This is a genomic window from Streptomyces sp. KR55 (assembly GCF_052245645.1).
In the GTDB taxonomy this organism is placed as follows: Bacteria; Actinomycetota; Actinomycetes; order Streptomycetales; family Streptomycetaceae; genus Streptomyces; species Streptomyces flavusporus.
The window spans coordinates 1-12,711 of the sequence record NZ_JBQQCE010000278.1 but is presented as its reverse complement, the minus strand read 5'-3'; the positions used below and the strand labels follow the sequence as shown (position 1 = coordinate 12,711).

The following is a 12,711-nucleotide window of genomic DNA, read 5'->3' as shown; positions in this document are numbered from 1 at the left end:
GCACGCCTGGTGCCGGGCACGCGTCCCGCCGGCGTCTACACGACGGGCGAACTCCAGCAAGCCGTCCACCTCCACCGGCAGCCGGTCGGCACCCGGGCCGTGCTGGTCGGCGCGCAGGACGTCTCATATGCCGCCGCCGACACCGTACGAGCCGCAGGGGCCGACGTCGTCGCCATGGTCACGGAGCTGCCCCGGGCCCAGACGGCGTCCGCCCGCGCACTGGACGCCCGACTGCGCCGCGGCATCCCGCTGCTCACCGACACCACGGTCACCGAACTGCTCGGCCACGGACGGCTGTCGGGCGTCCGGGTACGCCACCGCGACGGCCGTACGGCCACCCTGCCCTGCGACACGGTCGTCTTCACCGGCGACTTCGTGCCCGACCACGAACTGGCCCGGCGCGGCGGACTGCCCCTGGATCCCGGCACACGCGGGCCGGCCGTCGACGGCGCGCTGCGCACCGCCCACCCGGGCGTGTTCGCCGTCGGGAGCGTGCTGCACGCCGTGGAGAGCGCGGCCACGGCGGCCCGCGAGGGCGCACACGCCGCCGAGGCCGTCCTCGCCGCGCCGGCGGGCGCCGAGTGGCCCGACGGCGTCGCCCTGACCGTGGATCCGCCCCTGCGCTGGATCGCCCCGAACCGCGTCACCCCGGCCGACCGCCACCCCTACGTACTGCGCACGGCCACGCTGCTCACCCGCCCGGTCCTGCACGTCACCCAGGACGGCCGTCTGCTGCACCGCCGGCCGCTGCGCTCGGCCGTCCCGAACCGCACGCTCACGCTCACCGCACGCTGGACGCCCCGCGTCGATCCCAAGGGCGGCCCGGTCCGGGTGAGCGTCGCCTGAGCTCAGTCGTCCGTGAAGGCGCCGTGCCGTCCCGCGCCCGAGGCGAACCGTGCCGCGCCCTCAAGGCTCTGCGTCAACACGCCCATACCGTGCCGGAGTTCACCGCGCATCGCGGTCTGCTCGTCCAGGCCGTCCTGCTCCAGGACGGACGCGCGGTCGGAGCGCAGACAGGGCTGGGGGAAGCGGGCGATCGTGGCGGCCAGTTCCTCGGCGGCGGCGCGGGCGGTGCCGGTGGGCACGAGGCGGTTGGCGAGCCCCATCTCGTACGCCTCGCCGGCCGGGACCGGCCGGCCCGTGAGGATCATGTCCAGGGCACGGCTCGTGCCGATCAGCCGGGGCAGCCGTACCGTACCGCCGTCGATGAGCGGGACGCCCCAGCGGCGGCAGAACACCCCGAAGACGGCGTCCTCCTCGGCGACCCGCAGGTCGCACCACAGGGCCAGCTCCAGACCCCCGGCGACGGCATGTCCGGCCACTGCGGCGATCACCGGCTTCGACAGCCGCATCCGGGTCGGTCCCATCGGGCCGTCGCCGTCCTCCGTGACCCGGTTGCCGCCCTCGGTGCCGAGCGCCTTGAGGTCGGCTCCCGCGCAGAACGTGCCGCCCTCGCCCCACAGCACCGCCACCCGCGCCGCGTCGTCCGACTCGAACTCCCGGAAGGCGGCGACGAGTTCGCCCGCCGTCGGACCGTCCACCGCGTTGCGGACCTCGGGGCGGGAGAGGACGACGGTGGTGACGGGCCCTTGGCGCTCGATGCGTACCGGCATGCTGGAACGTTACCGGTCGTACGTAGCTGTGGGCAGTCGTGCCGCTGGGGCGATGGGGGTCCCCCGCTCGAGTGAAGCCGAGAGTGGGGGAGGGTGGGCGCAGCGGCACCTGGCGAGCGCCGGCAAGCGCCCCCACCCGCCGGCACGCCTCAGATCACCTTCAACCGCACCAGCGCCCCCAACGTCAACGCCCCCGGCAGCAACGGCAGCCACACGGTGATGATCCGGTACGCCAGCACCACAGCCGTGGCCACCGCCACCGGCCCGCCCGCCGCCACCAGCGCCACGATCAGCGCCGCCTCCACCGACCCGAGCCCGCCCGGCGTGGGCACCACCGCGACGGCGACGGTCGCTGCCAGATACGCGACCACCATGTGCCACAGCGGTATCTCCAGCCCCAGCGCCAGCCCCACCGCGACCAGCCCGGCCGCCTGCAACGCGGGAAACGCCAGCGAACCACCCCACAGGGCCAGCGCCCGCGACGGACGCATGTGCACCGAGCGTGCCTCGCCCAGCGCCGTGCGCAGAAAGGAGACGACGGCCGTGCGCAGCCGCCGTACGAGCAGGAGGACGGCCACCGCCACCAGTACCGCCGCGCCGAGCCCGAGCAGCAGCGGGCCGGTCGCGCCGTCCGGCAGGAGGGCGCCGAGCCGGAGCGCGCCGGGGAAGAGCAGGAGCAGCGCGGCCAGCAGACCGACCCGGGCGATGCTCTCCGCGAGCAGATAGAGCGCCAATGCCGCCGAGGAGCGGGCCAGCGGCAGCCCGCACACCGTCATGAACCGCAGATTGACCGCGCTCGCGCCCAGCCCGGTCGGCAGCATGTGGTTGGCCGCCATCGCCGCGACCTGGGTGGCCAGCAGCCGGAAGCCCGGCAGCCGCTCGACGACGGCGCCCTGCCGGGTCACCGCCATGGCGACCCAGGTCAGGCAGGTGGCGCCGCCCGCGGCCAGCAGCCAGGGCCACTTGGCCGTCGCCAGGTGATGGAAGCCCTCGGCGAGCACGTCACGGTGCCGCACCGCGAGGTACGCCACGAGGACGAGCGGGAGCAGGCCCAGGATCAGGCGGATAGGGATGCGCCCGAGGAGCCGTCCCGTGGGGCGTTGTACTGCTGTCACACTCGGAGAGGTTTTCCGCACCGCCTCAACTGCGGGTTGCGGAAGCGGGGACGGCGGCTTACGTACGGGAAGCGGGCGGACTTCGATCTCTCTCGATGTCTCCGAGGTTGACCTCAAGATTGATTGAGGTTCTACGGTCGGTTGTATGAGCATGGAGACCACGGCGTGGACGCAGCTGCACAGCGTCATGACCGCCCAGCAGGAACGCCGCCCCTTCGCCCGCGCCACGCTGCGCCGCATCGGCACGTTCGCCCGCCCGCACCGCCCCCGCATCGCCCTGTTCGTGCTGCTCGGGGTGGTGACCGCGCTGCTCGCCGTCGCCACCCCCGTGCTGGCCGGCCGCGTCGTGGACGCGATCGTCTCGGACGGCGACGAGGGAACCGTCGTACGACTCGCGCTGCTGATCGCGCTCATCGCCGTCGTGGAAGCGGCGCTCGGCATCCTCGGGCGCAGGCTCTCGGCGACGCTGGGGGAGGGGCTCATCCTCGATCTGCGGACGGCTGTGTTCGATCATGTGCAGCGCATGCCGGTCGCCTTCTTCACCCGCACGCGTACGGGCGCGCTCGTCAGCCGTCTCAACAACGACGTCATCGGCGCGCAGCGGGCGTTCAGCAACACGCTGTCCGGAGTGGTCAGCAACCTCGTCACCCTGGTGCTCACCCTCGCCGTGATGCTCACCCTCTCCTGGCAGGTCACGCTGCTCGCGCTGGTGCTGCTGCCGGTGTTCGTGGTGCCCGCCCGGCGGATGGGCAGCCGGATGGCCCGCATGCAGCGGGAGGCGGCGACGCTGAACGCGGCGATGGGCACCCGCATGACCGAGCGCTTCTCGGCCCCCGGCGCCACCCTCGTCAAGCTCTTCGGCCGCCCCGAGCAGGAGTCGGCGGAGTTCGCCGCCCGGGCCCGCCGGGTCGCGGACATCGGCGTGCGCACGGCGACCCTCCAGTCGGCGTTCATCACCGCGCTCACCTTGGTCTCGGCGCTGGCGCTGGCCCTGGTCTACGGTCTCGGCGGCTGGTTCGCCCTGCGCGGCACCCTGGAAGCGGGCGCCGTCGTCTCCCTCGCCCTGCTGCTGACCCGGCTGTACGCGCCACTCACCGCGCTCGCCGGGGCACGCGTGGAGGTGATGAGCGCCCTCGTCAGCTTCGAGCGGGTCTTCGAGGTGCTCGACCTGAAGCCGCTCATCGAGGACAAGCCGGACGCCGTCGAGGTGCCCGACGGCCCGGTGGCGGTGGAGTTCGACGATGTGCGCTTCGGCTACCCCTCCGCCGACAAGGTCTCCCTCGCCTCCCTGGAGGAGGTGGCGTCCCTCGACACCCGCGGTGGCGCCGAGGTCCTGCGCGGCATCTCCTTCCGCGCCGAGCCCGGGCGGACCGTCGCCCTCGTCGGCTCCTCCGGCGCGGGCAAGTCCACCGTCGCGCAACTCCTGCCGCGCCTCTACGACGTCGACGAGGGCGCCGTGCGCATCGGCGGCGTCGACGTCCGTGACCTGACCGCCGACTCCCTGCGCGCCACCGTCGGCATGGTCACCCAGGACGGCCACCTGTTCCATGACACGGTCCGCGCCAACCTGCTGCTGGCCCGGCCCACCGCGACCGACGACGACCTGTGGGACGCCCTGCGCCGGGCCCGCCTGGACGAGCTCGTACGGTCCCTGCCCGACGGCCTCGACACGGTCGTCGGCGAACGCGGCTACCGCCTCTCCGGCGGCGAACGTCAGCGCATGACCATCGCCCGGCTGCTCCTGGCCCGCCAGCGCGTGGTCGTCCTCGACGAGGCCACCGCCCACCTGGACAACACCTCGGAGGCGGCGGTCCAGGAGGCCCTCACCGAAGCCCTTCAGGGCCGCACCGCCATCGTCATCGCCCACCGCCTGTCCACGGTGCGCACCGCCGACCTGATCCTGGTCCTGGAAGCGGGGCACATCGTGGAACGGGGCACGCACGAGGGGCTGTTGGCAGCCGGGGGACGGTACGCGGAGCTGTACCGGACGCAGTTCGAGGAGCGGACGGCGGAGGTGCCGGCGGACGCTGCGGCGGCGTAGGGAGCGGTCGGAACAGCAGCACCGGCCCGACCAGGCCTCTCTGCCAACGCGGCCCGTCAGCGACACCGGCGGGCGTTGAGCCGGGCGGCCTGGCGCGTCAGGTGGTCGCGCTCGGCGAGGTTGGGTGCCTTTTGGGCCGCCTCGGCGTACAGCCGTGCCGCCGTCGCCAGGTCGCCGTCGCGCTCGTGGAGGTAGGCCGCCACCGCGGTGTGGCGGGGCAGTGAGTCGTCCAGCGCCGCGAGCGCCGCCAGGCCGGCCCGCGGTCCGTCGGCCTCGCCGACGGCCACCGCGCGGTTGAGCCGGACGACCGGGCTGTCGGTGAGGCGCGCGAGCTCGTCGTACCACTCGACGATCTGCACCCAGTCGGTCTCCTCGGCGGTGGGCGCGTCGGCGTGGAGTGCCGCGATCGCGGCCTGGGCCTGGAACTCGCCCAGCCGGTCGCGGGCGAGGGCCGCCTGCAGGATCTCGACGCCCTCGGCGATCAACTTTGTGTCCCACCGGCCGCGGTCCTGCTCGGCGAGCGGCACCAGGCTGCCGTCGGGCCCGGTCCGGGCGGCGCGCCGGGCGTGGTGGAGCAGCATGAGAGCGAGCAGCCCCGCCACCTCGGGGTGGTCGATCGCGGCCGCGAGCTGCCGGGTGAGCCGGATGGCCTCGGCGGCGAGGTCGACATCGCCGGAGTAGCCCTCGTTGAAGACCAGGTAGAGGACGCGCAGCACGGTGGCGACGTCGCCGGGCCGGTCGAACCGCACGCCGGAGACGGTGCGCTTGGCCCGGCTGATCCGCTGCGCCATGGTCGCCTCGGGCACCAGGTAGGCCCGGGCGATCTGGCGGGTGGTCAGCCCGCCGACGGCTCGCAGCGTGAGCGCGACCGCGGACGACGGCGTCAGCGACGGGTGGGCGCACAGGAAGTAGAGCTGGAGCGTGTCGTCCACCGCGGGCGCGGGCCCGGGCGCCGGCTCCTCGTCGACGAGGTCCTCACGCCGGCGGCGGGCGACGTCCGCCCGGGTCGCGTCGAGGAACTTGCGCCAGGCCACGGTGACCAGCCAGCCCTTCGCATCCCGCGGCGGGTCGGCCGGCCAGACGCGGACCGCCTCGACCAGCGCGTCCTGCACCGCGTCCTCGGCCGCCGCGAAGTCGGCTCCGCGGCGGACGAGGATGGCGAGCACGCTCGGCGTGAGGCTCCGGGAGCAGGGCCTCGTTCACCTTGTTCACCTCGAAGGTCACTCCGTGATGGTGGGCGACACGCCGTAGAACGGGCGCAGCTCGAGCCACTCGTGGATCGGCTTCCCGCCCGCCCCGGGGGCGGCCGACAGTTCCCCGGCCAGCTCGACGGCGCGCTCGTAGCTGTCGACGTCGATCACCATCCAGCCGGCGATGAGGTCCTTGGTCTCGGCGAACGGTCCGTCGGTGACCGGCGGGCGCCCCTCACCGTCGTACCGGACCCATGTTCCCTCGGGGGCGAGCGCCTGACCGTCGACGAACTCGCCGGTCTTCTCGAGCCGGGCCGCGAAGTCGTTCATGTACTGCACGTGGGCCGAGATCTCCTCCGGCGTCCACTGGTCCATGGGCACGTCGTTCACCGCAGCCGGGGCACCGCGGTAGTGCTTGAGCAGCAGGTACTTGGCCATGATGGTTCTCCTCGGTACTGGTGCGACCCATTGTGGTCGCGTTCACAGCGGGGACGGAGCCGGTCACGGGTTCTCGACATCGCCGTCCGACTTTTTTTGGCTCTCGCAGATGAGCCTGGGTGAACCGTCTCGCGGTGTCCGGGGCCACGGCGTGGCGCGACAGTCGAGGAGGGACCTTGGTGGACCGGTGAACCGCCCAGGGTTGGTAGATCAGCACCGTGGATGTGAGCATGTGAGGGAACGTGATCCAGACGCCGTGGCTCGACTCGTGTGGACAACGTCGCCAGGGTGCGCCCAGAGGATCTCGCCGCCGAGGGAGTGGATCAGTGTCACGCCGCCCTAGGCGATACGGACGGTCTGACCGAGCGCGTGCGAGTCACAGGCCCTGCGGGCGCCGGGCGAAAAGCGGACCATGCTCGCCGGGCAGCGTCGTGGTCGAAGGCTGCTTCAGCACGTGCATGGTGTTCCCACACCATGATCGTAAGCCCGAGTCCGGCAGGTTGGGGGTGTACTGCCAGTACACCCATCATCAGTAACTCGCTGCCCGCGCGGAATGCGGGTTACCTGGATGGCGTGGCACCCGGCCCGCCCGGCCCTTCGCGGCGGCCGACCCCCCCACGTAAGGAGCCATCCCCATGCGCGGTGTCCCGATGTGTGCGCCCCCGGTGACTTCCGGGCACGCGGCCTCCTCGCATGTGTTCTCGGCAGACTGCCTACTTATCCCTTACCCGTTGGGTGAGAAAACCAAGAGGGGGATAAAACTCTCCCTGCCACAGGCATTACCTGTGATGCCAGACTCCCCACATGGACGGCCGCGGCAGTGAAGCGGCGGTCGTCCACATCTGCGGCGACGACGATCCCGCCTCCTGCCGTGCCGCTCTGTACGGCCGATCCGTCCGTGATGCGAAGGCATATCCATGTCCACTGATCTCCCTGAATCTGCCGTTCCACCCCCCACCGACTCCAGCGAGCCCTCCTCGGCGCCGACTCGGCGCACCTTCATCGCCACCAGTACTGCGGTCGGCGGTGTTGTCCTCGCGGGCGGCGTGATGGGGGGCACGCTCCTCGGCCCGGAGGAAGCCGGCGCCGCAGCGGCGGTGCCCTCCAGCCGGGTCTCGTTGACGGTCAACGGCACCCGCCGGACCGTGACGGTCGACAACCGCACGTCGCTGCTGGACCTGCTGCGCGAGCACTTCGGCCTGACCGGTTCGAAGAAGGGCTGCAACGCCGGCGCCTGCGGGGCGTGCACCGTGCTGGTCGACGGCCATCGGGTCAACGCCTGCCTGACGCTCGCGGCGCGCATGGAAGGCGCCGAGGTCACGACCATCGAGGGGCTGGCCGACGGCGACCAACTGCACCCGCTGCAGCAGGCGTTCATCGATCAGGACGCCTTCCAGTGCGGCTACTGCACCCCCGGCCAGATCCTTTCCGGCGTCGGCTGCATCCAGGAGGGCCACACCGGATCGCCGGAGGAGATACGGGAGTCGATGAGCGGCAACATCTGCCGCTGCGGCTGCTACGTGAAGATCGTGCGCGCGGTCGAGCAGACCGTGGGCCGGAAGTAAGGAGCGGCCTGTGTATCCCTTTGCCTACACCCGCGCGTCCGACACCCGGGAGGCCCTCAACGCCGGTCGCCGCGGCGGGCGTTACATCGCCGGGGGCACCACGCTGGTCGACCTGATGCGGGAGACCGTCGAGCGTCCCGAGACGCTGGTCGACATCTCCGGCCTGCCGCTGCGTGAGGTCACCGCCACCGAGCGCGGGGGCCTGCGCATCGGCGCGCTGGTGACCATGTCCCAGGCCGCCGCCGACCGCAAGGTGCGCAGCCTGTACCCGGTGATCTCCGAGGCGCTGGAGCTGAGTGCTTCGGCGCAGCTGCGGAACATGGCGACCATCGGCGGCAACATCATGCAGCGCACCCGGTGCACCTACTTCCGGGATGTCACCGCTGCCTGCAACAAACGCGAGCCCGGTTCGGGGTGTGCCGCCCGTGAGGGCTTCAATCGGATGCACGCCATCCTCGGCACCTCCGACGACTGTGTCGCCACCCACCCCTCCGACGTCGCCGTGGCGTTCGCGGCGCTTGAGGCGAGTGTGCATCTGCTGGGCCCGGACGGCGAGCGCACCCTCCCCTTCGCGGACTTCCTGCTGCGGCCGGGCAGCACCCCGAACCGGGAGCAGGCCGTCCAGCAGGGTGAGCTGATCACCGCGGTGGAGATCCCCGCGCTTCCGCGCCCGCTGCGGTCGGGCTATCTGAAGGTGCGTGACCGGCAGTCCTACGAGTTCGCCCTGACCTCGGCGGCCGTCGCGCTGCATGTGAGCGGTGGGGTGATCCGGGAGGCGAAGGTCGCCGCCGGCGGTGTGGGCACCGTGCCGTGGAAGCTTCCCGCGGTCGAGCAGCACCTCGTAGGTGAACACCCGTCCGAGGCCCTGTGGGCCGCCGCCGCCGCGCGGGCGGCGGAGGGAGCCCGCCCGCTTCGGCACAACCGGTTCAAGCCCGAGCTGTTGCAGCGGACCGTGGAACGCCAGCTGCGCATCGTAGGAGGTACCAAGTGAGTCCCCAGCCGCAGGCAGCCGTCGGTGCGCCGCTGTCCCGGGTGGACGGCCGGCTGAAGGTCACCGGTCAGGCGCTGTATGCCGCCGAGCACGACGTCGACGGTGCGGTGCACGCCGTCATCGTCGATGCGAGTATCGGCCGCGGCCGCATCACCTCGATCGACACCCGTGACGCCGAGGCCCACCGGGGCGTGCTGCGGGTGATCCACCACGGCAACGCGCCGAGGCTGCCGTACCGTGACAACTCCGGGTCGAACAACCCGGCCGGCCGCAGGCTGCGGGTTTTCCAGGACGACCGGATGCTCTTCCACGGTCAGCCGGTCGCCGTCGTGGTGGCCACCACCCTGGAGGCCGCGCAGCACGGCGCGAGCCTGGTCAAGGTCGAGTACGACACCGAGCGGCCCTCGACCGATCTGGCCGAGGCGGAGCCGGGCGAGCCGACGACCTACGCGCGTGGCGATGCCGAGGCAGGCCTGCGCTCCTCGGACGTACGGCTGGAGCTGACGTACCACCTGGCCCGCAACCATCACAACCCGATGGAGCCGCACGCCACCATCGCCCGCTGGGACGGCAACAGGCTGACTGTGTGGGACAAGACGCAGTGGGTGATGGGCACGCGGGACGAACTCGCCGCGGTGTTCGGCCTGCCCCAGGACTCGGTGCGCGTGATCTCACCGTTCGTCGGCGGCGGCTTCGGCAGCGGACTGCGATGCTGGCCGCACGTCCCCATCGCCGCCCTGGCGGCGCGGGAGACGGGCCGTCCGGTCAAGCTGGTGCTGAGCCGTAAGCAGATGTACTTCGGTGTCGGCTTCCGGCCGTCCTACGAGTACCGTCTGCGGCTGGGCAGCGACCGGCGGGGGCGCCTTGCCGCCATGGTCCACGAGATGGACCACGAGACCTCCTCCTACGAGACGTTCGTCGAGGGCATCCTGGACCCGGGCCGGATGCTCTACAGCATGCCTCACGTCCGCCAGGCGTACCGGACGGTGCCGCTGGACGTGAGCACTCCGATCTGGATGCGCGGCCCGGGCCCTGCGACGGCGTCCTACGTGATCGAGTCGGCCATGGACGAACTCGCCAACGAGCTCGGTATCGATCCGATCGAGCTGCGCCGACGCAACGAGCCGGCCGAGGACGAGTCGTCCGGACTGCCGTGGTCCACCCGCCGGCTGCGCGAGTGCTACACCGTGGGCGCCCGTGAGTTCGGCTGGGACCGCCGGCCCACCAGGCCGCGCTCGCGGCGGGAGGGCGACTGGCTGATCGGCATGGGTATGGCCGCGGGTGTCTACCACACCGCGCGTATGCCTGCTGAAGCCCGGGTCCGATTGGACGCCGACGGCACGGCCGTGGTCGAGACCGCCTCCAGTGACATGGGGCCGGGTACCTACACGTCCCACACCCAGGTCGCCGCCGACGCGCTCGGGCTGACCATGCGCGCGGTGACCTTCCGGCTCGGCGACTCGCTCTACCCGCAGACCGGGCCGCACGGCGGCTCGATGACCATGGCGAGTGTCGGCTCCGCCGTCCTCGACGGCTGCAACCGGGTTCGCCGGCAGGCGATCGAGCTGGCCGTCGAGGACGAGGAGTCGCCGCTGTACGGCGTGGCCGCCGAGGACGTCGTGGCGCGCAGTGGCCGGCTGCACGTAAGGAACAACCCGGCTCGGGGCGAGACGTACCAGCGGCTGCTGACCCGCAACAACCGCTCCCGCATCGAAGCACGCGGCTCCTACACCGGACCGCCGAGTCCCGAGCGGCACTCCTTCCACGCCTACAACGCGACCTTCGCCGAGGTGGCCGTCGACGCCACGCTGGGCCTGGTGCGGGTGCGGCGGATCCTGGGCGTGTACGACGCGGGCCGCATCATCAGCCCCAAGCTCGCCGACAGCCAGGCGATCGGCGGCATGGTGGGCGGCATCGGCCAGGCGCTGCTGGAGCACACGGTCACCGACCACCGCGACGGGCGGATCGTGAACGCCAGCCTGGCGGACTACCTCGTCCCCGTCAACGCGGACGTCCCCGATCTCAGGGCGATCTACCTGGAGGGCGAGGACATGGAGGCCGACCCGCTCGGCGTCAAGGGGCTCGGCGAGGTCGTCATGGTCGGCGTGGCACCCGCCATCGCAAACGCGGTCTTCAACGCCACCGGCCGCCGGGTCCGCGATCTGCCCATCACCGCCGAGGCACTGATCTAGCCCTGGCATTCCAGTGACGGGCCCACCGACCCGTCCGGCAGCCTGTCCCCCCGTCGGGCTGCCGGACGGTCAGGGCCGCCGCCGCGTACACGCTCCCCGGCGACGCGGCGGCGGCCCGCCAACCCCACGGCGAACCACGGAGACAGACCCATGCTGAACATCGCGGACACACTGCACCGCTGGTGCCGCGAGGCACGCCCCTTCGCCCTGGCCACCGTCGTCGACGTCACCGGCAGCGCGCCCTTGCCGGCCGGTACGTCGGTGGCGGTGGACGCGGACGGCAACGCGGTCGGCAGCATCTCCGGCGGCTGCGTCGAGGGAGCGGTCTACGAGTTGTGCCAGAAGGTGCTCCAGGAGGGTGGAGGTCCTCAGCGCGCCCGGTTCGGCTACTCCGACGACGACGCCTTCGCCGTCGGACTCACCTGCGGCGGCGAACTCGACGTCCTCGTGCAGCGCGTCGACCCCGCAACCCAGCCGCATCTCTACGCGGCTCTCGCCGAGGTGGTCTGGGGCGGACCCGTAGCCGTGGCGCACATCGTGGACGGCCCCGATGAACTCCTCGGCTCAACCCTGAGCGTGCTCGGGGACCGCCATCTCACCGCAGGCACCCTGGGCGAGAGGGCAGTCGAAGGGGCGGTGGCGGACCAGGCCAGGGCTCTGCTCCGGGCGGGCCGCACCGCGCTCGCCTCGCTCGGCGGGGACGCGGACACCTGCCCCGAGCGGCTCTCCGTCCTCGTCCACGTCCATGCGTCCCGCCCCCGCATGCTGATCTTCGGCGCGGTCGACTTCGCCGCCGCCCTCAGCCAGGCCGGCCGCTTCCTGGGCTACCGGGTCACCGTCTGCGACGCCCGTCCCGTCTTCGCCACCGCGGCACGCTTCCCGCACGCGGACGAGATCGTCGTCGACTGGCCCCACCGCTACCTGTCAAAGACGACCGTAGACGCCCGTACCGCCGTCTGCGTCCTCACCCACGACGCCAAGTTCGACATCCCCCTGCTGCAACTCGCACTCGACCTGCCCGTCGGCTACATCGGCGCGATGGGCTCCCGGCGCACCCACGACGAACGCCTGCGCCTCCTGCACGAGGCCGGCGTCACGGCAGACCAGTTGGCCCGGTTGCGCTCCCCGATCGGCCTCGACCTCGGCGCGCGCACCCCCGAGGAGACGGCGGTCTCCATCACCGCGGAGATCATCGCCGACACCAACCGGGCGAGTGGCCTGCCGCTTTCTCAGCGCACCGGCCCGATTCACGAGCCGACTGCTTATGGCCTTGGTGATGACCAGCCCATCCGCGAAGACGTGGCCGCACGGTGGGAAGTCGAGACCGCGGTCGCCGAACTCGACTGGTCACAGGCGTAACCTGACTGTTCATTTAGGTCGCAAAGAATTGCCGGCCATCGGATTGAGTTCGCGACGCTGCATGGAGCGTCCGAGAGCAGCCGCTGCGAGGGAGGGGGCCACGTGCTCATCGACACCTACGGCCGGGTGGCCACCGACCTGAGGGTCTCGCTCACCGACCGGTGCAACCTGCGCTGCACGTACTGCATGCCCGAGGAGGGCCTGCAG

Annotated in this window: 10 protein-coding genes and 1 pseudogene; 7 read left to right on the top strand and 4 right to left on the bottom strand. The window is 72.0% G+C overall.

What is annotated here, in order from left to right:
- On the top strand, positions 1-846 hold an 846-nt coding region (locus ACTWQJ_RS32625; protein ID WP_443310108.1), incomplete at its 5' end, for an NAD(P)/FAD-dependent oxidoreductase.
- 2 nt (positions 847-848) lie between these two features.
- Here the strand turns inward: ACTWQJ_RS32625 and ACTWQJ_RS32620 are convergent.
- Both ACTWQJ_RS32620 and ACTWQJ_RS32615 read right to left on the bottom strand, forming a co-directional pair.
- The gene (locus tag ACTWQJ_RS32620; RefSeq protein ID WP_443310107.1) at positions 849-1,613 is read right to left on the bottom strand and encodes a crotonase/enoyl-CoA hydratase family protein; all 765 of its coding nucleotides are present in this window, start codon (positions 1,611-1,613) and stop codon (positions 849-851) included.
- Between the two features lie 149 nt (positions 1,614-1,762).
- A complete protein-coding gene (locus ACTWQJ_RS32615; RefSeq protein WP_443310106.1) occupies positions 1,763-2,728 on the bottom strand; it encodes a lysylphosphatidylglycerol synthase transmembrane domain-containing protein in 966 nt (321 codons plus the stop codon).
- A 151-nt stretch (positions 2,729-2,879) separates the two neighbouring features.
- Between ACTWQJ_RS32615 and ACTWQJ_RS32610 the strand changes: the two genes are divergently transcribed.
- The gene (locus ACTWQJ_RS32610) at positions 2,880-4,769 is read left to right on the top strand and encodes an ABC transporter ATP-binding protein (RefSeq protein ID WP_443310109.1); all 1,890 of its coding nucleotides are present in this window, start codon (positions 2,880-2,882) and stop codon (positions 4,767-4,769) included.
- A gap of 56 nt (positions 4,770-4,825) precedes the next feature.
- Here ACTWQJ_RS32610 and ACTWQJ_RS32605 read toward each other — a convergent pair whose 3' ends face one another.
- Entirely contained in the window at positions 4,826-5,935 is a 1,110-nt protein-coding gene (locus ACTWQJ_RS32605) for an RNA polymerase sigma factor (protein WP_443310105.1), read from the bottom strand.
- Positions 5,936-5,989: 54 nt separating this feature from the next.
- The gene (locus ACTWQJ_RS32600) at positions 5,990-6,397 is read right to left on the bottom strand and encodes a YciI family protein (protein WP_257537232.1); all 408 of its coding nucleotides are present in this window, start codon (positions 6,395-6,397) and stop codon (positions 5,990-5,992) included.
- 917 nt (positions 6,398-7,314) lie between these two features.
- Between ACTWQJ_RS32600 and ACTWQJ_RS32595 the strand changes: the two genes are divergently transcribed.
- From ACTWQJ_RS32595 to ACTWQJ_RS32575, 5 genes and pseudogenes are all read left to right on the top strand, one after another.
- Positions 7,315-7,962 carry a (2Fe-2S)-binding protein gene (locus ACTWQJ_RS32595; protein WP_443310104.1) on the top strand — a complete coding sequence of 216 codons (648 nt, stop codon included), beginning with the start codon at positions 7,315-7,317 and terminating at the stop codon, positions 7,960-7,962.
- A gap of 10 nt (positions 7,963-7,972) precedes the next feature.
- Positions 7,973-8,953, top strand: a complete 981-nt coding sequence (locus ACTWQJ_RS32590; protein WP_443310103.1) for an FAD binding domain-containing protein — start codon at positions 7,973-7,975, stop codon at positions 8,951-8,953.
- Positions 8,950-11,145, top strand: coding sequence for a xanthine dehydrogenase family protein molybdopterin-binding subunit (locus tag ACTWQJ_RS32585; protein ID WP_443310102.1), 2,196 nt, complete (start codon positions 8,950-8,952; stop codon positions 11,143-11,145). Before ACTWQJ_RS32590 ends, ACTWQJ_RS32585 begins: the two co-directional genes overlap by 4 nt.
- A 150-nt stretch (positions 11,146-11,295) precedes the next feature.
- On the top strand, positions 11,296-12,504 hold the full coding sequence (locus ACTWQJ_RS32580; protein WP_443310101.1) for an XdhC family protein: 1,209 nt from the start codon (positions 11,296-11,298) through the stop codon (positions 12,502-12,504).
- 102 nt (positions 12,505-12,606) lie between these two features.
- A pseudogene (locus ACTWQJ_RS32575) lies at positions 12,607-12,711 on the top strand (GTP 3',8-cyclase MoaA); the annotation flags it as partial.

What these genes read in the sequence shown, in the direction of transcription:
- ACTWQJ_RS32620 (WP_443310107.1), bottom strand. Translation starts at nt 1,613, where the DNA reads ATGCCGGTACGCATCGAGCGCCAAGGGCCCGTCACCACCGTCGTCCTC.
- ACTWQJ_RS32610 (WP_443310109.1), top strand. Translation starts at nt 2,880, where the DNA reads ATGGAGACCACGGCGTGGACGCAGCTGCACAGCGTCATGACCGCCCAG.
- ACTWQJ_RS32595 (WP_443310104.1), top strand. Translation starts at nt 7,315, where the DNA reads ATGTCCACTGATCTCCCTGAATCTGCCGTTCCACCCCCCACCGACTCC.
- ACTWQJ_RS32580 (WP_443310101.1), top strand. Translation starts at nt 11,296, where the DNA reads ATGCTGAACATCGCGGACACACTGCACCGCTGGTGCCGCGAGGCACGC.
- ACTWQJ_RS32600 (WP_257537232.1), bottom strand. Translation starts at nt 6,397, where the DNA reads ATGGCCAAGTACCTGCTGCTCAAGCACTACCGCGGTGCCCCGGCTGCG.